We start from the raw sequence: 20,466 nt of genomic DNA on the forward strand, positions 1-20,466 counted from the left end.
TGCTATCATTATAAAGGTGATCATTATGTCAAAAAAGAAAAACAAGATTGAAAAAACACTTGTTGAAAAAATATTGGATAGAAATAAGATCTCTTATCGACAAGCAGAATTTGCTACACATAAAGATTCAGGTGGTGTAGCAAAAATGGATACATCTATTCTAAACGAGAATGAGCACTTGGTCTATAAAACTCTCGTTTGTTTGGGAAATAAAACGCCCACTTTAGTAGCTGTAGTACCAGTAACCGAACATTTAAGCATGAAAAAACTAGCCAAAAATTCAGGTAATAAAAAATGTGAAATGTTACCTTTGAAAGATTTAGAAAAAACCACCGGTTATCTACATGGTGCAAATACACCCATTGGCATCTATTTTAAACATCATTTTCCCATTTTTCTTGATAATAGCATGATTAAAGAAAATGAAATTGCTGTTTCCAGTGGCAAAATCGGGCGGAGTGTCTTTCTAAATCCTCAAGATTTGCAAAAAATTACACATGCAAAGTTTTGTGATTTACTGGAATAAAAGATAAAATTTAAATTTTATCTTTTAAAATTTTTCCTCTAAAAGTTGCTTAAGTTATAGTAGTATCAAAAAGTTTTTTCTAATATAATTAAAACAAATAAAAAGTATAAAGAATAGGAAAAAATAAATGACATTGTTAACAGATGAACAACTTGCGAATATTGCACACGACTATTTTTTGAGCAAGCTAAACATTGCAGAAATCTCGAAAAAGTATAATCTTTCCCGTTATCTTATAGCTAAGGCAATAGAAGAAGCCGAAGATAAGGGAATAGTAAAAATTAGTATTTATCAAAGCCCTAAAAGAGCACAAAAACTAGAACGCGAATTCCAAAGGCTTTTCGGTTTAAAAGAGGTTTATATTTTAGAAGATAAAGAAACCAAAAACCAAGATAATGAAATGATTGTTAACTATGCAGCTAAACAAATACAGAATTATATTAATTCAGCTCATGTTGTTGGCTTAACTTGGGGAACTCTCATAAGAGATATTATTGATGATTTTTCAGCAGAAACACGTGATGATTTGACTTTTATACAATTGTTAGGCCAAGTGGTAAACGCAAGTAAACGTAAACAACCTCTAATTCAACATGCAGCTAATAAGTTCAGCGCAAAATGTCTCACTTTTCCTGCTCCTCTTTATGCGATTGATCCCACTTTAGTAAAAAAAGTTCATCAAGAACCATATTATGAATACATAGAAAAATATTTTTCACAGCTGGATCTGGTATTTGCAAGTATCGGAACAGTGCAATCATTAGAATCCGGCCAGTTCTTTATGGATTATTATGCAGATAAACTATTTACTGGTCTTGAGAAAAACCAGTTGGCAGGAATTATTTTTGGTAGGCCTTATGATATTAAGGGGCGCTTTTATAGTCCCATTGAGCCCCATATTTCTGGAATCAGTCTTTCCAATATTTTTGCAATTCCTAATCGCTTTGTAATTGTTAGGAACCGCTTTAAAGAAGACGCTCTTTTAGGAGCCTTAAGAACAGGAGTAATTACTCACTTGATCACTACTAGTGGAATAGCAGAAAGAGTTTTACATAAGAATGACACTCTTTAATTTTAATCAGAGGATATCTCCTGCCTATACAAATTAGTGATATAATCTTGTAAATCTGTAACCGAATGTCTTCTTGAACGAGCACATTCTTTGGCAGGTCTTGAACATAAAAAACACCTGCGAACAGGCATACCCAATTCATTGCGGGATATAGCCTGTTTTTGTTTATCAATTAAAACATCAGCATCAAAAAGTCGATTTATTTTTTGATGCTCCTCAAATTCAACTGCTTTTTCCTTAACAACTCTGTAGTTACAATTGACAAGGTAAAAATTTTCGGGACCCGTTACCTTTTCCCAATGTTCATAAAGAATAAAAGGCAAGTTACTGTTTTGAAAAACTGTCTCTAAGTCAAAAATACCTGCGGCGAATATTTTCTCTAAATAACGATTGTTTTTAATAGGGCCTGGAATGTTCAATTTAACATCTAATAATGTAGTTTCTGGAAACTTTTGCAAGATTTCTTGTTGAAGTTTGACGCGTTCATCTTTATTTTGTAGTACCTCAGTTATACTCTGAGGCTGTCCTTCATTAAAAATTGATTTTATCATTCTGGTATTCACCTCTTTTTATATTATAACTAAAAAATGTGAGAACAAGTTCCAGCTCATTCTCACACTTTTTTTAAAAATAATTAATTAGTCTTTTACCTGCTTAATAGTATCAATAATTGTGCCATCTCGATACTGAATAAGAGCAACAGTCCGATCAGTATATGCCAGTGGTTTTGGAACTCCAACTTGCTTTTGAGCCATTTTTTGAAGTTCCTTAATATCAACCACATTGAGTTCAGGAACTTTGGCAAAAGCATCTATGAGATCTTTACGGTGTGGATTAACTGCAATTCCTCTTTCAGTTACCAAAACATCTATTGAATCGCCTGGGGTTACAACAGTTTCAACTGCCGGAACAACAGTAGCATTTCTTCCGCGTACTAATGGAGCAGTAATAATAGTCATTTTGGCTGCAGCCGCATCTTGATGACCACCAATAGCGCCACGAATAACACCATCAGAACCAGTCATTACATTAACATTAAAGTCTGTGTCAATTTGTAAAGCCGAAAGAATAGCAACATCTAAATTATTAACTACTGCACCTTTATTGTGAGGATCGGCATACCATGAAGCATCAATCTCTTGCTGATTTTTATTCTTAGCCATTGAGGCCGCAGCACCTTTATCAAAATCCTGCACATCCATAATTTTCTTGACCAGGCCTTCTTCAAGGAGATCAGTCGTGGGCTTGGTAATGCCACCTAGAGCAAACGATGCTGTGATGCCATCTTTTAACATTGATTCTCTTAAATACCTGGTTACAGCAAGAGCAGCACCACCAGATCCTGTCTGAAAAGAAAATCCTTGTTTATAATAAGGCGAATTAGTAATTACCTGATTAACGGCTTGCGCAATCTTCAGCTCTTTTGGATCTTTAGTAAAGCGAGTCGCTCCTGAACCAATTTTATCTGCGTCACCTATTTGATCAACCTTAACAACGTAATCGACCTGAGTTTGTTTAATAGAAGCAGGAGTATTTGGATAATCAACAATATTGTCTGTCAGCAAAACTACTTTATCTGCATATTGAGAGTCAATTAATGCGTAACCTAAAGAACCGAATACAGCATCCCCTTCTTGACCATTAGCATTTCCTGCGGGATCAGAGTTAGGGACACCTAAAAAGGCAACATCAATCTTGATTTCTCCTTCTTCAATTGAACGAGCCCGATTGCCGTGAGAACGGAAAATTACTGGATTCTTCAGTCCACCGTGGGAAACGAAATCGCCTAAGCTGCCTCTCATTCCAGATGAAGTAATATTGGTAATGACACCTTTTTTAATTGCTTCAATTACTGTGTCATTCATAACACCAGTCAAAGAAGAAGGAGCTAAAGTCAGGTTTTGGTAACCCATTTTAATAATTAAATCCATTACTTTGTTAAAAGCAAAATCGCCATTTCTAAAATGATGGTGAAATGAAATAGTCATACCGTCTTTTAGTGTCTTTTTGATAACTTCCTCTAAAGAATCGACCACTTTTGATTCACCGGTGGTAACTTGCACCTTGGGTGCAACTCTCTTTACTTCAGGATTACCAACTACAACTGACTTAAATGGTTTTAGATTCATATTAGTCATCAAATCATCCGGCAAATTGCGCTTTACTTTATTCTCCAATGTAATTACCCTCCTCATCAATTAAATTAGAAGCTTTTGCTGTTTCAATAACGCGATCAGCTTTTTCAACTACAGGTTTGTCAACCATCTTGCCGTTCATCGAAATTACTCCAGACCCCTTTGCCTTTGCTTCTTGAATTGCATTTTGCACAGCAAGTGCATTTTCAATTTCGTCTTTAGTAGGGTTGAATACTTTATTAACCATTGGAATTTGCCGTGGATTGACCAAAGACTTGCCATCATATCCCAGTTCATAAATATATTTTGTTTCGCGGTAAAACCCTTCGGTGTCGTTCATATTAGAAAAAACAGTATCAAAGGCATAAACGTCTGCAGCTCTAGCAGCTTGTAAAACCATGTTGCGAGCAAATTCAAGTTCACGTCCGTCAGGGTAACGATGGGTGTGCATATCAGCAGTATAATCTTCACCTGAAACTGCCAAGCCCATCATCAAAGGCGTTGCAGTAGCAATTTCCGGTGCATTAAGAACGCCTTTAGCACTTTCAATCGCAGCCATTACGCCAATAGAGCCTTTTTCAACGCCATATTCTTCTTCTGCCTTTTCCATATCTGCTACTAATTTTTTAATCATTGCAGCTGATTCAGTTTTAGGCAGGCGAATAACATCCACTCCAGCGCGCACCATTGCCTTTACGTCTTCGTCATAAAAAGGCGTATCTTGACCATTAATTCTGACAACTACTTCTGCACCACTGAAATCAACTGTTTTAATAGCATTAAATACTAACATTCTTGCTGCATCTTTTTCAGTTAGAGATACTGCATCTTCCAAATCCAACATAATAGAGTCGGCACCATAGATACCGGCATCCTTAACCATAGCTGGATTATTTCCCGGTACAAACATCATTGTTCGACGCAAACGATTTTTAACGTAAGTCATTTATTGCAATACCTCCAATCTTGGTTTATCCGTTGTTTCGGTTGCTCTTTGAGCCGCAGCTAATGTACGTGCAGCAATCACACAGTCAAGGGCCCCTTTATCAGTAGCCTTAACTTTCGCATTTTCAATTCCGAATTTTTTAAGAGTATCAGTTATTACTTTTTTGATCTGATCTCCGTAAGATTTGGCTACTTCGGATTCCAAGTCGATTTCAATACCATTTTGACCAGCCGATACCATTATTTGAATATCTGAAGATTCTAAAGTTCCTGCCACTCCAACAGTCTTAATTTCCATTGATGTTCATTCCTTTCTTTATTCTTTCTTTTAAAATTTGATAGTTTTTATTAATAAAATCAAATGTAGTTGGCGGGACTAAATTTGAAACGTCCTTTAATTCATCACTTTTGATCAATTGACGGACACGTGTAGCTGTAATTATTTGATCGTTATTGCAAAAGCGTTTGACAATTTCAACGTCAATTTTGGGACTAAGTGTGTTTTTTAAACTTTGATTATAGAAATTAGTTGTTCTTGAAAATGGTTCAGTACCCAAATAACGTTTTTTTATTGCCAGTTTCGGTGCAATAGTATTTTTAAAAATTAACGCATCAATCTCCGTTTGCGTAGCGATTAGTTCATCAGGTGATTTTAAAAAGTATGCCGGAAAAGTTGATTGAGAAACTAGATAGTCCCCACCGCTAATTACTAACACGTTTTGGTATTCAGAAGTTCCTTTTTTTACCAGTTCCATTCTTTCACTCGTTTTAAATAATGAAGCATCCGTAGCAACAACAAACACGTATACCAGATCATTCTCGCTACTAGCAAGTTTTACCAAGGCCTGATGACCTAAAGTAAACGGATTAGCATTCATGACAATTGCAGCAACTTTTTTATGATTTTGGTCTTCTATTCTGGGAATTTTGGCTAAAAAGTCCTGAATATTTGGTGTGCCACTCTCTAAAAAAGCAGCCTCATCAGTATGAGCCAGTTCCTTAAAATTTAAATGAGAAAAACTGGCAGAATATTTTGCTTTAGTAAATACAAATGAATGATAAATTTTTTGACTAAAAAGGTATTCTTCTAGAGCTGTAACTATCTGATTAAATCTTGCTCCCTGAACAGATGCATCATTTGAAACAGCGATATATTTGAGAACATTTCCAGCAATGCTACCTGTGCCAACTAATTGACCATCTTCATCAATTAGACCCACAGTATGATCAATCACAGCAACTTCACGAGAGCTAAAATTGTTAATTCCTTGGCTGATTAGAAATTTTTGCCACCTTTTTTTGGTTTCCGGCAATGTTAAAAAAAGTTCTACGGTTTTATCCATTTATCCGATTCTCACCTTTTGTTAAATCCTTTTTAAAAAGTTCATAACTTCTTTATACATGCTTAAAGGCTGCTCAGCCTGAATTAAGTGTCCACAATTTTTAATAATTTTTGCGCTAATCATTTGATTCAACTTTTCCATGGCAAAGGCAAAATGATAATCAAAAAAAGGAGAATTCTGTCCTGCTAAAACCAGCATTGGAATTTTTAAATCAATTAAAACATCTCGCCAATCTTGCATTGCGTGTTCAATGCGACAAAGATAATTTTCTTCAGCAAAATAGCGAAATTTTTCAGACTCTGCTTTTGCCTTTTTAAACATCTCATCATTAATATGAGCATAAATGCCATTGCCAAGATCCGCCTTTAAATAATCCGGGTAATTCTGCCAAGTTAAATCTTTAAAACCATACTCCCAAGAGCTATCTCGAATCATCTTGGGAGGCTGATCCAAATCGATAATTGCCTGTAGTCTGTTATATCCAAACAATGAAACATAAGCCCAAATATTTGCAGCACCCATTGAATTTCCAATAGCAATAATATTTTTCAAGTTTAACTTGGTAATCAGTTCCTCTAAATCAGCCGCATGACGACTGATACGCTGTCCTTTAAATGTTCTCTGTGAGCGACCCTGATTACGCGGATCTATTACAATAAAACGATAATCAGATGCAAAAAGTTTGGCAACTTCTTCCCATAATATTGCGGTGCTTCCTATACCGGGAACTGCCAATATAGGTTGTTTGCTTTCTTCAGTATCATAATATGCTATTCGTATCCCATCATTAGTGATTAAATTTTTCTCTTCAAGCATTTACCAGATTCCAATAATTTTCATCCAGAAAGTTCCAATTACACCAAAAATCAGTAAATAGATAATTCCTAAGATAAAGTTGTATTTCCACCATTCACCTTGTTTAATGTAACCTGTCGTAGCTAAAATTGAAGCTGGTCCATTGGCATAGTGAGTGGTTGAAGCATTGAAAGCTCCTGTAAATGCAAGCAGCATTGCTGAAAGTCCCAAAGGAGCACCAGTAGCTACTGCCACTGACAAGAATGGCAAATATAAGGCAGTCATATGAGCGGTTCCACTAGCAAAGAAGTAATGAGTATAAAACATTAATATTACCAAAACCACTAATACTATTTGCCAGCTGATACCGTGAAGACTTGTTTGAATGGTCTTTGAGAACCAGTCAATAAAGCCAAATGAAATAAGTTTACTTGCCATAAAAATTAAAATCGACAGCCAAATCAAAATATTCCAGGCACCAGTTTGGTTCAAGGCATCTTTCATGGTTAAAACACCAGTTAACAGCAACAAGCCAACTGCTAGAAAGGCAACAAAAGTTGAATCTAATTGAGGAATCTCAAAAACGCCAGATAAAACCCATAAAATTATCGCTAGCAAAAATACCATTGACATAATTTTTTCTGGTTTTGTAACTGGTCCCATCTCCTTTAAATGATCAGTGGCCCATTTTTCAGCATTAGGTGTTTCTTTTATCTCTGGTGGAAAAATTTTATAAATTACAAGAGGAATTACAATAGTTGCAACAAGAACAGGAACGACTGCGGCTGAAAACCAACTAATCCAGGTCATGTTATAATTCTTCTGTGCTGCCATTTGTGAAGCAACCATGTTAGGTGCTGCGCCAGTAATAAAGAGGGCAGTTGAAAGAATATTGGCATGAAAAGCCATAAAGCTGAGATAGGCACCAATTTTCTTGCGGGAAGGGTCATTAGGGTATGAATCATAATCTTTAGATATTGATTCGGTTACGGGCCAAACGACTCCTCCAGTTCTGGCACTGTTTGAAGGAATTAGAGCTCCTAGAACTAATTCCAATCCAGTAATGGCATAACCAATACCAATGGATTTCTTGCCGAAACGTTTAATCATCCAATAGGCTATTCGATTACCCAAACCAGTTTTACTAATACCATAAGCCATGATGAAAGCCATAGCAATCAGCCAAGAAGCTGAATTGCTAAAGGCACTAAGAATTCCAGTTGTTACTTTCCCTGTTTTAGGATCAACAATGTCCTTGATTGGGGCTAAGCCAACTAAAACCGTTACTATTAGTCCGATTAAAGTGGTGCCACCTATTGGCAAAGGTTTCGTGATACATCCAACAATAGTTGCTACAAAAATAGCAAACATTTCCCAAGCTGGAGCAGATAGGCCTGCAGGACGCAAAGGCGTGATGCACCAAAGTATAACACCAACAGCCAGAGGCAAAATAAATCCCTTGTAATTAACTTTCTCTAGTGTTTTCATTTTAATTACCTGTAATTTTCCGGGCGATAAATATCGTCGATAATTTCATAATTTTTATTCTTTAGTTCTTCATCAAGCCAATTTATATTTCCTGTGCCATCATGAAAACTGGCCGCTTTTGCATCATCTTTTTTATGAAAATCCTGAACAACTGGAAGCAATTCACTTGCTTCTTCTAAAGCAATCTTAATAACACCATCGGCATCACCTAAAATTACGTCACCAGGATTAACACTTACATTCCCACAAGAAATTGGGACATTTATTTCTCCCGGACCCTCTTTATATGGTCCATCAGGTGTTGTACTAACTGCGTATATGGGCAAGTCCCAATTACGCAAACTATCAATGTCACGTATTGGTCCGTCAACTACGACTCCAGCAACATGTCTTTGGTCGCGCAGCCAGGTCATCATCACTTCGCCAATAACAGCCCTGGTATTATCATTTTCATTATCAATGACAACGATATCGCCTTCATGACAATATTTTAACGCTGCATAAATAGTCAAATTATCACCTGGACGGTTATGAACTGTAAAAGCTGGTCCACACATTTCCTCATGAGGCTTGGACATAAGCTTAATTCTTGGTGCCATTGCACCTGTTCTATTCATACAATCAGCCACGTTTGATGAGGGCAACTTTCTGTACGCAGCAATTACTTCTTTTTGCGGAAGGTTTCTTTTTAAAAAAATCCTTTTTCCAACCTGCATTCGTCATGCCTTCTTTTTGGTTAATCTAAAGCAATATTATCTAGTACTTCCTGCATTTTGGAAGCTGAGTTTAGCATCTTAGCTTTTTCAGTTTCAGAAAGCTCAGTTTCAAGCACCTGACTAATTCCTGCACCATTTACGACAGCTGGAGTTCCTAGATAAAGCTCATTTTTAATTCCATATTCACCCTTAATTGGTGCTGATAAAGGCAAGGCGATTGATCGATTAGTTAATATTGCAGTAACAATTTGAGTTAACATCATCGCAATGCCATAAAATGTAGCACCTTTATTTTCAATTATTTTTCCTCCTTTTTTACGAACACCTGATTCTACTTGATCCAGCACAGAGTTGTCAATACCGGCAAAATCTTTAAGTGGCTTGCCACTAACTGTTGACTCATCAAAGTTTTCGAAAGAAGTATCACCATGCTCTCCTAAAACCATAGAATTAACTTCAGCAACAGGAACATGTAATCTTCTTGCCAAATCAACTTTCAAGCGAGCTGAATCAAGAGAAGTTCCCGTTCCGATAACCTTATTTTTAGGGAAGCCAGATAGTTTCTGGGTCAGCGTTGTTAAAATATCAACGGGATTAGCAGAAACGAGAAAAATACCGTTAAAGCCTGATTCAACTACAGGTTGAATTATGCTTTTTAAGATATTTACGTTTTTATTAACCAGATCCAAACGGCTTTCTCCCGGCTTACGCGGAACACCAGCGGTGATCACAACAACGTCAGCATCTTTTGCATCAGAGTATTCTCCAGAATGAATATTACATTCTCCTGTAAATGGCAGTATGTCTTCTAAATCCATTGAATCACCCAGTGGGCGCTTTTTTACCACATCGCAAATAACCAGTTCGTCAACTCTGGTATGTTGTAATAAATCATTGGCAAAAGTTGAACCTACTGCTCCATCACCAACTAGCAAAACCTTTTTATTCATAACATCATTTCCTTTCAAATTTTAAAAAATGTAATCCTTTACATAAATAATTATAAAATTTATCCTAGCATTTTTCAATATTTAAAATAAATAATTTAAATTTTAATTTTTTAAAAATATAAAATGATTTTCATCTTTTAAATAATACAAAAAATGCTTAGAATTTCTAAGCATTTTAAATAATTATTTAAATTGTCTTGTGTATTCTGTCATCTGTATACCGGCCTGCCTACCAAATACCACTGTTTCAGCAATCGAGTTTCCACCAATTCTATTATTACCATGTAATCCTCCTGAAACTTCGCCAGCAGCATAGAGACCTGGAATAACGTTTCCATCAGAGTCCAAAACTTCAGTTTTTGGAGTTATATGAATTCCACCCATAGTATAATGAATTGCCGGATTAATATGAATAGCAAAGAAAGGACCTTGCTCAATAGTGCGATCCATTCCAGTAGTTCGCTGATATTCACTATCATCTTTATTCTTCACAGCTTCATTCCATTTTGCAATTGTTTTCTTTAGATTATCACTGTTAACACCAATGTTTTCTGCTAATTTCTCAATGGAAGATCCTTGATTGACTAATCCTACATGATCATAAAATTCGACAGCGGTGAAATTATTACGGATCGTTTGATCAAACAGAAGGTAAGCACCATCCTCATTTAATTTAGTGATGGCATCGGAAACGATTTTTCGAGTATCAAGCTCGTTAACAAATCTTTGTCCAGATTTATTAACTAAAATTGCTCCTTCGCCTCGTAAACCTTCACCTATTAAATAAACGTGATCAGTATCTGTCTGTGCTGTGGGATGAACCTGAATAAATTCCATTTGCTCTAATTGAGCATCTATCTCGGTAGCTAACATTAAACCATCACCTGTAGCTCCGGGTTGATTAGTTGTTTTATAATTCGCTAGGTCTGGACGGTATTTTTGTATTAAATCTTTTGAAGAACCAAAGCCACCTGAGGCTAGTAAAGTAGCCGTCGCTTGAACCTTTTTTGTTCCTGAATCAGTTTCAACTTCAATTCCTACAACCCTTTTATCTTTATCTTGTAATAATTTAATTACACGAGAATTATTAAAAACAGAAATATTTTTTTCCTGAATTTGCTTTAAATCTCCTGTTACTAAATAACTGCCAACCGGTGCCATTGAGGCAGGACGGTGAGCCCTCTTCTTACTCATACCACCAGTTATTGTCAAATTTGTTAACTCGATGCCATGATTCATTAACCAGTCAATCGCCACTGCTGAGTGGTCAACAAAATATCTCAAAAGGTCGCGGTCATTTAGTCTGCCTCCACCCTTTAAAGTTTCCTGGTAAAAATCTTCCTTGTTATCTATAATCCCTTCATTAAGCTGTACCAAGCTTTCAGAAGCATTCATCCCAGATGAGGCCCTGTTAGTATTTCCACCAAGATCAGCATTTTTTTCAAAAACGGCAACATTCAAGCCTAGTTCTTTTGCTTGAATTGCGGCCGTTAAACCGGCTCCACCGGCTCCAACGATTACTGCATCATAATGGTCTTTAATTTCTGCACTGCCGTTAGGACTAAAAACAAATTTACCCATTTTTTTCTCCTCTAAATTTTAAAAAACTATTTTTCAGGATTAGTTTGAGACACATTGGTCATCGCCATATAATCCATCCACTTATCATATTCCTCTTTTGTTAATTTACCACTTTTAAGCGCTGCTTCCTTAAGAGTGGTTCCTTCCTTATCTGCAGTTTGGGCAATTTTAGCAGCTGCATGATAACCAATATGAGGCGATAATGCCGTAACTGTCATTAATGAGCTCTCAAGCAGATCATCCATCTTTTCTGCATTAACAGTTAAACCAGCAATCATTTTATCAGCAAACCCTGTAATAGTACCAGTTAAAATATCACATGAATCTAGAAAAGCTGTAATCATGACAGTTTTATAGACATTCATTTCAAAATTTCCTTGTGAACACGCAAAAGTAATAGTGGTGTCATTGCCAAAAACTTTTGCGGCTGCCATGGTTACTGCTTCAGCTTGCGTGGGGTTAACTTTACCAGGCATAATTGACGACCCGGGTTCATTAGCTGGTATATTAAGCTCGTGATAGCCCGCTCTCGGTCCAGAAGCCAAAAACCTGATGTCTTGAGCAATTTTAAACATATCAGCAGCTAAAGTTTTTAAAGCACCATGAACAACATCTAAACCGGAATGATGGGCCAGACCCCAGAACTTATTGGTATTAACTTTAAATTCGTGTCCATATACTCGAGACAATTTACCGGCAATTTTCGCAGTCATTCCAGGTGCGGCGTTAAGTCCGGTGCCAACAGCTGTTCCTCCTATTGCTAATTCATACAATGTTGGTTTAAGTTCTTGAATATAATTTAAGTCATGTTTTAATGCAGAAATATAACCCGAAACTTCCTGGCCAAAAGTAATAGGTGTAGCGTCTTGCAAGTGAGTACGGCCTACCTTGACAGTTTTCCAATATTTATTTTGTTTGTTTTTAAGTTCATCAATAAGATGTTGGACAGCCGGTTCAAGTTTATCCAGTGCTTCTACAGCCACAATATTCATGGCAGTAGGATAAGTATCATTTGAAGACTGTCCCCGATTAACATCATCATTTGGTAAAACGTTTAAACCTGGATGAAGTTTATTAGCTAAATTAGCAACGACTTCATTGACGTTCATATTACTTTGGGTTCCTGATCCTGTTTGCAATACATGAAGCGGAAAATCTTTACGAAGCTCGCTATCATTTAATTTTAACAACTGGTCAATAGCTTCTTCAATTGCCGCACCTTTATCAGCTGTTTCATCCCCCACTTCGACATTTGACTCAGCAGCAGCTTTCTTCAAATGCAAAAATGCTCGGATAATTGCAAGAGGCATTAATTCGCCGCTAGGGAAATTATTACGACTGCGTTCAGTTTGGGGTCCCCAGATAGCTTCTTTTGGTATTTTGACAGGGCCAATAGTATCACTTTCAACACGGTATTCTTTTTTGCTCATGTTCAGTCTCCTTATTTAATGCTGAAATTTTACTAATAATAAATTTTATATTACTCTTTTACTCATAATACAGGTTTTTTATACTTTTTTCAATATTTTTAAATAAAAGGGCTATCAATTTAAAAATTTAAAATTTGTTTAAAAATACAAAAAGCACTCCTAATGAGTGCTTAGTCCAGACTGTTATATTTTTAAGGTTTCTGCATTAATTGCCACTATTACTGTTGATAAGGACATCAAAATTGCTCCAACGGCTGGGGATAACAAAATTCCCCAAGGAGCTAGTACTCCAGCTGCTAACGGCAATGCCACTATATTGTAGCCGGCTCCCCACCATAAATTTTGAACGGTTTTTCTTTGAGTATGCTGGGCCAATTTTAAAAAACTAATGATATCTAAAGGTTCACTATTTACCAAAATGACATCAGCAGAATCTACGGCAACATCTGTTCCAGCTCCAATAGCAACTCCAATGTCGGCCTTGGCTAAACTAGGTGCATCGTTAATGCCATCGCCGACCATCATCACCTTATTACCTTGATTTTGCAAAGTAGCTACGATTTTTTGCTTATCGGCCGGCATTAGACCAGAATGCACTTCTGTAATACCTAACTTCTGCGCAATGTTTTGCGCTACCTTTTCATTATCACCAGTCAACATTACCGGAGTAATGTTGAGAGCCTTAATCTGCTTAATTAACGATGCCGCATTCTTTTTGATTTCATCACCAACGGCAACGTAGCCCAAAAGTTCATGACCTTTAATCAAGTAACTCGAAGTATAATTCAGGGATTCTACCTGAGGAAAGTTTTTAACTATTTCTCTTGCAGTTTTTTCGTTTACTAATTGATATTCTTCTCCGTTTATTATTCCTGAAACGCCCTTTCCGGCCAAAGTATTACTGTCAGATAAAGCATATAAATCAATCTCCTTTTCCTTAGTAAATTGTAAAATGCTTTGTGCAATCGGATGATTGGAATCCTGTTCTAAAGAAGCAATTAGTTTAATAACTTCATCCGCATTGTAGGATTTACTTAAAGTATTATACTTGCGCACCTGAAACTTCCCTTGCGTCAAAGTTCCAGTCTTATCTAAAAGCAAATAATTGATTTTGGAACTAATGCTAATAACATTACGATTTCTAATTAGTAAGCCATTTTTGGCACCGATTGATGTGCTCTTAGCGTTCACTAAAGGAATAGCTAAACCCAGAGCATGAGGGCAAGCTATTACTAACACTGTCACCATTCGTTCGAGACCACCTGCTATACCACGTAAACTTGTCCAAACCAGAAAAGCAATAATACCAAAAATTAGCGCGGCATAAAACAACCAACTGGAAACCCGATCTGCCAAATTTTGTAGTTTGGACTTATTCATCTGGGATGACTGAACTAGTTTATTGACACTGGCTAAAAAGCCTGAATTAGCTGAATTAGTAACCTTAACTGTTAGTGTCCCAGAGCCGTTAATTGAACCCCCTATAACCTTATCGTTTTTTTGCCGCGTTACCTCGCGCGATTCACCAGTAACCAAAGATTCATTCACCTGACTGGAACCATTAATAATGACCCCATCAAGAGGAATACTTTCTCCTGCTTTGACTAAAATTACTGCACTTTTTTGGACATCGTTTATTGCCATGTCCATAGTTTGACCATTATGTTGTACGTGGACCTTATCGGGTAAAAGTTTAGCCAAGTCATGCACTGAACTATTGGCATTCATTACTGAGTTCATTTCAATCAGATGACCTAATAACATAATTAAAATTAAAGTAGCTAATTCCCAAAAGAAATCCATGACATGAACTTTGCTGTTTAAAAAATCATTTTTAATAAAAGCATATAAACTATAAATATATGCTGTAGTAATGCCTAAAGAAATTAGTGTCATCATTTCAGGCTTTTTAGCCTTAATTTCATAATAAGCACCAGACAAAAATGGTTGGCCACCGTAAAAGAAGAGAATTGTAGCAAAAAGTGCAACTACCCATTCTGAACCGGAAAAAGAAAATTGAAATGGTAAATGTACACCCATTGCTGGTGATAAAAATATGATTGGCAAGGATAAGACGACTGATACCCAAAACTTTTTCTTCAGGTTGCCCATATGCATCATGTGACCGCCATGCATCATCATATCCTGACCACCCATATTCATTGAGTGATTCATATTTCCACTATGATTCATGTTCATATTATCCAAATTACTCAGTCCCATCTATTTATAATACTCACGATTAATCTTTTCTTTAATCTACTTTTATAAATAGAGGTTGTCAAAAAATTTAACTGAAACAGCTAGAATATAGTGATATTAGTTTCTGATCTTTTCTTTTTTCATAAAATGAAGGATTAAACCGATAACTAAGCCGATAATCGCGGGAATGACCCAATCCATGCCGATATCTGCAAACGGCAAAAATTTTAGTTGGAATGCTTTCAACTGTAAAGCCCAAGATTGCTGACTAACTATTGGTGGAAAAGAAGCGATCATATCAAGGATTGCCGGTATAATGGTAAAAAGTATGCCACAAAAGTAAACGATTGAGTCCCGGTCGAATAAAGAACCAGAAATTGACAAAATAATCAAAACCATGGCAATAGGATATAAAAACATGAGCATTGGAGTTGACCAGGAAATAATTGTATCCAAGCCAAAATTAGCGGTGATAAAGGAAACAATTGTCATGATAGTCAACCAGCCATGATAACTTATTTTGTTAAAACTACGGTGAAAATCTTGTGCAAAAGCTGCTATTAAACCAACTGCAGTTGTTAAACAAGTAAGAGTAACTAGTGTGGCAAGTAAGGCATGCCCAAGATCGCCTAAATAATAAGTAACTATTTGGTTGAAAACTGTGCCGCCCTCTTGCGAAATTTTAAAATGATTTAAAGTTGTTGCTCCTAACCATATTAAACCAATATAAATAATTCCAATTGCACCTGTTGCCAAAACCCCAGCTCTTGCAGTAACCTTTGCATTACTTTTAGCTGAAGTTTTTCCCAGTTGCCTGACAGCTGAAACAATAGTATATCCAAACGCCAATCCAGCCAGAGCATCCATTGTGTTATAGCCTTCTAAAAAGCCATTGAAGAAAGGAGCGCTTTGATAAGCTGCTGTTATGCTTTGATTTTTAGCAGCACCCATGGGTGAGATAGCTGCCAATAAAAAAACCGAAAATAGCAATAGCAAAAACAATGGATTTAAAATTTTCCCAATACTTGTCAAAATCGTAGACTGTTTATACGAAATAATAAAAGCTAAAATAAAAAATATTGCAGAGAATATTAAGAGTGCTGGCTTTGTGGCAGATTTCGGCAAAACTGGTTGCAAACCGACTGAAAATGAAATGCTTGCCGTACGAGGCGTGGCAAATAAGGGTCCCAGAGTTAAATGGATTAAAACCATGAAAACTAGAGCAAAAATGTTACCCAGTGGCCTGCCAATATCATAAACTCCTTTTGCATGACTTGCGCTAATAGCTAAAACAGCCAGTAAAGGTAAAAGCACTGCCGTTACCAAAAACCCAAAAGTAGCTATTCCCCAATTTGCTCCTGAAAGCTGACCTAAATGAATCGGAAAAATCAAGTTGCCTGCACCAAAAAACAGCCCAAACAACAATGATGCTACTACCAAATATTGTTTCCATGTTAAAGGCTTTGTATTAACATCTTGCTCAATTTCTTCCATTACAATTCCTCCTAAACAGAATTACAGATAAATTTAATAATGATAAAGGGTTGGCTAGATTATTTTGGGGAATAAAAAAGCACCCTTGATTTAAAATCAAGGGTGCTTTAGCACGGTACCACCTATATTACTGCACTATAAATCAAAAAATGACAAATAGCATAGTCACTTCACGTACGGCAAGAATGCGATACGCTAACACGTTAATGGGTGTACCCAATAATAGCTACTAAAATTCACCATATAGCTCAAAGTTACTTTCAGCTTGCCATCACGGTCCGTTCTCAGCAATAGGACTCTCTTAAACGCTACTTGTAAGCTTACTTATCTTTTCTTCGCTTTATCAATATTAATAGTATTTTAATCAATGTCTTATTTTCTGTCAACTAAAATTTTGAAAAATTAGTGAAATTGCCTGAAAAAATAATATACCAAAGGATGTTTTTGAAATCATAATAAGCAAGGTTGCATCATACATTTATTTCAGTAATCTAAAACCGCAATCAAAAAGCAAACTAAGAATAAAGTCAGAGAAGTTAGCACTGAACGGATATTAACGATTATTTTTCATATTAAACCTGATAAGATATTTCAAGATAAAATAACTTTTAGTCCTTTTATGTCTAAACAATTTTCGAACCATGAAGTTCATTTAACTGCAATTTTTTGGCAATATCTTCTCTATTTTCGGTTGTGATGCCTCCACCTGGCAAAATTTCTATACGATCATTCGCCCATTTAATTATTTCTTTTAAATGGAGTATTGTTGCCAAGATAGGTTTGTCTAATTTTCCACCATGTGTCAAAATTCTTTTGACTCCTTGATCTGCTAACCAGTTTAATTCTGTTTTCTGTTTATCATTTGATATGTCATCAAAAGCCATGTGCATAACGACTTCAACGTTTAAGGAACGAGCTAGTGTAATTAGATGTTTCATTTGAATTCTATTTATTTGATTATTGGTGGTCAAACATCCAAAAGCCACTCCTTGAGCACCCAGTTTGGCAGACGCTTCAATGTCATCAGCCATTATGCCGATTTCATTTTCACTATAAACAAAATCTCCACCTCTAGGTCTAATCATTATGACAACCGGTATTTTAAAATTCTCAGCGTAAGTGACAGATTTCTTTATTACGCCATAGGAGGGCGTAGTTCCACCCAACGCCAAATCATTATTCAGCTCTACTCTGTCAGCGCCAGCCTTAATTACATGAGGAATATTATAAAAATTTTCAACACACGCTTCTTTTAGCATTTTATTCTCTTTCTTTTAGTTAAACGTTACTCGACCGGAGCATTGATCTGTTTTTGATAATCATCTAACCAAGACTGTGAAATAGGCTCAATCTGAGTCTTTTGATTTTTTCCAGGGTTGGCCATTAAAATTTGAGCTTTTTGTTTTTCATTAGCAACACAAAAAGGAAATTCCACATTAGTAGCTACTCCCCACTCACCTTTTCGATTTAAAGCAATTAAAGAAATTTCCCCTACTTGACCATAGCGTTGTTTTAAATCATGGCAAAAAGGATAAAGCGCAGCATCGCAAGCTTGCTGTGGAGACATGCCTCCTGCCATTTTTCGCACAATTTCATATGAAAGACAACCTTTCATTATATCTTCACCCAAACCAGTAGCTGCAGCTGCACCAATATTGCTATCTGCATAAAAACCAGACCCTGATAAAGGCGAGTCACCAATACGACCCTCTTTTTTCATAAATAAACCTGAAGTAGATGTAGCTGCAGCCATCGATTCAGCTTGATCAAGTGTTAATGCCCCAACAGTATCGTGTCCATCATAAGGATGCAGTCCAGACTGAGCCTGCTCTTTGACTTTTTCTTGCCAAATTGCCTTTGCTCTTTCAGTCAGCATATTGGTCATTTCAAAGCCATTTTGCATAGCAAATTTAGTGGCGCCTTCTCCGACTAAAAAACTGTTGGTCTTATTTAAACTCAATTTTCTGGCTACAGAAACAGCATGCTTCACATTTTCAATAGCGGCTACTGATCCTTGTGCTAAAGTATCACCATTCATAAAAGCTGCGTCCATTTGGACAACACCATTCTCATTCGGCAACCCGCCATAACCTACAGATTTGTATAAAGGATATGATTCTACTTCCTTAATCAAATTTTCAACAGCATCACCAGCATTAGCGCCTTGTTTAAGCACATCACCGGCTTTTACCAGCCCATCATATGACATACTCCAAGTAGATATTGCAGCCCAACTTTTCATTTTGATCGTCCTTTTTCTTAAATATAGTAATAATACTAAACTAGAGCGGTTCAACTAACAACTCCCTAACTCTAAAAATTTTGAGAACATCAAAAAAGGCCTTGAACCAAAAATTCAAAGCCTGTTTATTACCACATGCCGATAAGTTTAGTCCAAATCAGACCGCCGCCTAACCAGATGATGTTAAGTACAACACCAATTATGGCGCTTAGTTTCCACCAATCTTTGTTAGAAACATAGCCTGTTGAAGAAAGTAAAGCAGCAGGACCTGCCGAATAGCTTGAAGTTGACAAGTATAAAGAACCGTCCAAAGCTAGCATTAACGCTGCCATCATAGGTGGCACTCCGGCACCAATCGCAATTGAGAGAAATCCTGCGTAAAGGGCAGAAATTTGTGTAGAGACACTTGGGAATAAATAGTGGAGGTAGAAATATACCAAGAATAATATTACCAGTACTAAAACCCAGTTCATACCATGAAGTGCACTACCTAAAGTCTTTGAGAACCAAGGGAAAAAGCCCAAAGTCATTAATTTTTGAGACATCAACATGATAATTGAAAGCCAAGTTAAGATGTTCCAAGCAAAACTCTGACCTAAAATGTCCTTAACGTTAATGACGCCAAATACCAATAGTAATGCAACTGCAATAAAGCTGACTAAAGTAGCGTCAATACCAAACTTAGAACCTACTAACCATAATGCAACTGACAGGACAAAAACCACACCCATAATTTTTTCTGCAGCTGTCATTTTGCCTAATTCTTGTAATTTTTTGTCTGCCCAAGCATGAGCATTAGGTGTTTCCTTGATCTTAGGCGGATATATTTTATATAGAATAAAAGGTACTAATATTAAGGAAATTATGCCCGGTACAATTGCAGCTACAAACCATTGCATCCACGAAATGGTAACGTTTTGCGTCTTTGCTATTCCTAGTGCCACCATGTTTCCTGCCAAACCAGTTAAAAACATTGTGGAAGTAACGATGTTAACTTCGTATTCTGTAAAGACAAGGAAAGAACCCATGTCACGCTCAGTTCCCTTTTTAGGATCTGAACCCATTTCTCTTGATAAGTTATCAATAATTGGGTACATAATTCCGTTAACACGAGCGTTGTTACTTGGGATGCCGATTGCCAAAACAGTTTCCACTAACGATAAGGCATAAGCCAAACCTAAAGTTCTCTTGCCAAAAGTTTTGACAAAGAAATAGGCAATTCTTTTACCAAGACCTGATTTAATAAAGCCGGCCGCCATAAACATACACATAGCGACCATCCATGCCGTGGAATTACCAAAACCGGCAGTGACTTCTTCCATCTTAAAAATACCAGTTAATGTAGCAATCACCACCGCAATTATAGTAGTTGCCATCATAGGCAATGGTTTAGTTACACAGGCAATTATAGTTGCAATAAATATGGCGAAAAGGTGCCAAGCTTGAACGTTAATTGCCGCTGGTTTTAATGGAGTTAACAGCCATAAGCCAATGCCAATAGCTAGTGGTAAAACCCACTTTTTCCATTGAATTTTATCTAACATTTC

The 20,466-nt window shown here is 36.6% G+C and carries 18 protein-coding genes; 2 read left to right on the top strand and 16 right to left on the bottom strand.

Annotated features, from left to right (window positions below; genetic code table 11):
• Window positions 1–25 precede the first annotated feature (25 nt).
• Both ybaK and JF75_RS05375 read left to right on the top strand, forming a co-directional pair.
• On the top strand, window positions 26–526 hold the full coding sequence (gene ybaK, locus JF75_RS05370) for a Cys-tRNA(Pro) deacylase (RefSeq protein WP_046332175.1): 501 nt from the start codon (window positions 26–28) through the stop codon (window positions 524–526).
• Between the two features lie 127 nt (window positions 527–653).
• Window positions 654–1,598: a sugar-binding transcriptional regulator gene (locus JF75_RS05375; RefSeq protein ID WP_046332176.1), complete on the top strand. Its 945-nt coding sequence runs from the start codon at window positions 654–656 to the stop codon at window positions 1,596–1,598.
• Window positions 1,599–1,600: 2 nt separating this feature from the next.
• On the opposite strand, the gene citX is transcribed toward JF75_RS05375, so the two are convergent.
• From citX to JF75_RS05455, 16 genes are all read right to left on the bottom strand, one after another.
• Window positions 1,601–2,149 carry a citrate lyase holo-[acyl-carrier protein] synthase gene (citX, locus tag JF75_RS05380; RefSeq protein WP_046332177.1) on the bottom strand — a complete coding sequence of 183 codons (549 nt, stop codon included), beginning with the start codon at window positions 2,147–2,149 and terminating at the stop codon, window positions 1,601–1,603.
• An 87-nt stretch (window positions 2,150–2,236) separates the two neighbouring features.
• Complete coding sequence (citF, locus tag JF75_RS05385; RefSeq protein ID WP_141639318.1) at window positions 2,237–3,775, bottom strand: citrate lyase subunit alpha; 1,539 nt, start codon at window positions 3,773–3,775, stop codon at window positions 2,237–2,239.
• The gene (locus JF75_RS05390) at window positions 3,765–4,679 is read right to left on the bottom strand and encodes an aldolase/citrate lyase family protein (protein WP_046332179.1); all 915 of its coding nucleotides are present in this window, start codon (window positions 4,677–4,679) and stop codon (window positions 3,765–3,767) included. Before JF75_RS05390 ends, citF begins: the two co-directional genes overlap by 11 nt.
• Complete coding sequence (citD, locus tag JF75_RS05395) at window positions 4,680–4,976, bottom strand: citrate lyase acyl carrier protein (protein WP_046332180.1); 297 nt, start codon at window positions 4,974–4,976, stop codon at window positions 4,680–4,682.
• A complete protein-coding gene (gene citC / locus JF75_RS05400; RefSeq protein WP_046332181.1) occupies window positions 4,966–6,021 on the bottom strand; it encodes a [citrate (pro-3S)-lyase] ligase in 1,056 nt (351 codons plus the stop codon). Before citC ends, citD begins: the two co-directional genes overlap by 11 nt.
• Before the next feature lie 21 nt (window positions 6,022–6,042).
• The gene (locus JF75_RS05405; protein WP_046332182.1) at window positions 6,043–6,837 is read right to left on the bottom strand and encodes an alpha/beta fold hydrolase; all 795 of its coding nucleotides are present in this window, start codon (window positions 6,835–6,837) and stop codon (window positions 6,043–6,045) included.
• Window positions 6,838–8,304 (bottom strand): DASS family sodium-coupled anion symporter, encoded by a 1,467-nt coding sequence (locus JF75_RS05410; RefSeq protein ID WP_046332183.1) that lies wholly within the window; start codon window positions 8,302–8,304, stop codon window positions 6,838–6,840.
• A 5-nt stretch (window positions 8,305–8,309) separates the two neighbouring features.
• Entirely contained in the window at window positions 8,310–9,020 is a 711-nt protein-coding gene (locus JF75_RS05415) for an RraA family protein (protein WP_046332184.1), read from the bottom strand.
• Between the two features lie 20 nt (window positions 9,021–9,040).
• Window positions 9,041–9,970, bottom strand: coding sequence for an L-lactate dehydrogenase (locus JF75_RS05420; RefSeq protein WP_045928153.1), 930 nt, complete (start codon window positions 9,968–9,970; stop codon window positions 9,041–9,043).
• A gap of 183 nt (window positions 9,971–10,153) precedes the next feature.
• Window positions 10,154–11,551, bottom strand: coding sequence for a flavocytochrome c (locus JF75_RS05425; protein WP_046332185.1), 1,398 nt, complete (start codon window positions 11,549–11,551; stop codon window positions 10,154–10,156).
• A 26-nt stretch (window positions 11,552–11,577) separates the two neighbouring features.
• Window positions 11,578–12,981 (bottom strand): class II fumarate hydratase, encoded by a 1,404-nt coding sequence (locus JF75_RS05430; protein WP_046332186.1) that lies wholly within the window; start codon window positions 12,979–12,981, stop codon window positions 11,578–11,580.
• Between the two features lie 183 nt (window positions 12,982–13,164).
• Complete coding sequence (locus tag JF75_RS05435; RefSeq protein WP_046332946.1) at window positions 13,165–15,174, bottom strand: copper-translocating P-type ATPase; 2,010 nt, start codon at window positions 15,172–15,174, stop codon at window positions 13,165–13,167.
• Between the two features lie 126 nt (window positions 15,175–15,300).
• The gene (brnQ, locus tag JF75_RS05440) at window positions 15,301–16,677 is read right to left on the bottom strand and encodes a branched-chain amino acid transport system II carrier protein (protein ID WP_046332187.1); all 1,377 of its coding nucleotides are present in this window, start codon (window positions 16,675–16,677) and stop codon (window positions 15,301–15,303) included.
• Window positions 16,678–17,300: 623 nt separating this feature from the next.
• Window positions 17,301–17,936 carry a copper homeostasis protein CutC gene (locus JF75_RS05445; protein ID WP_046332188.1) on the bottom strand — a complete coding sequence of 212 codons (636 nt, stop codon included), beginning with the start codon at window positions 17,934–17,936 and terminating at the stop codon, window positions 17,301–17,303.
• 26 nt (window positions 17,937–17,962) lie between these two features.
• Complete coding sequence (locus JF75_RS05450) at window positions 17,963–18,925, bottom strand: glycosylasparaginase (protein ID WP_209423259.1); 963 nt, start codon at window positions 18,923–18,925, stop codon at window positions 17,963–17,965.
• Window positions 18,926–19,047: 122 nt separating this feature from the next.
• Window positions 19,048–20,463 carry a DASS family sodium-coupled anion symporter gene (locus tag JF75_RS05455; RefSeq protein WP_046332190.1) on the bottom strand — a complete coding sequence of 472 codons (1,416 nt, stop codon included), beginning with the start codon at window positions 20,461–20,463 and terminating at the stop codon, window positions 19,048–19,050.
• Window positions 20,464–20,466: the final 3 nt, after the last annotated feature.

Origin of the sequence: Lactobacillus kimbladii, from assembly GCF_000970755.1 — a bacterium.
Classification (GTDB): Bacteria; Bacillota; Bacilli; order Lactobacillales; family Lactobacillaceae; genus Lactobacillus; species Lactobacillus kimbladii.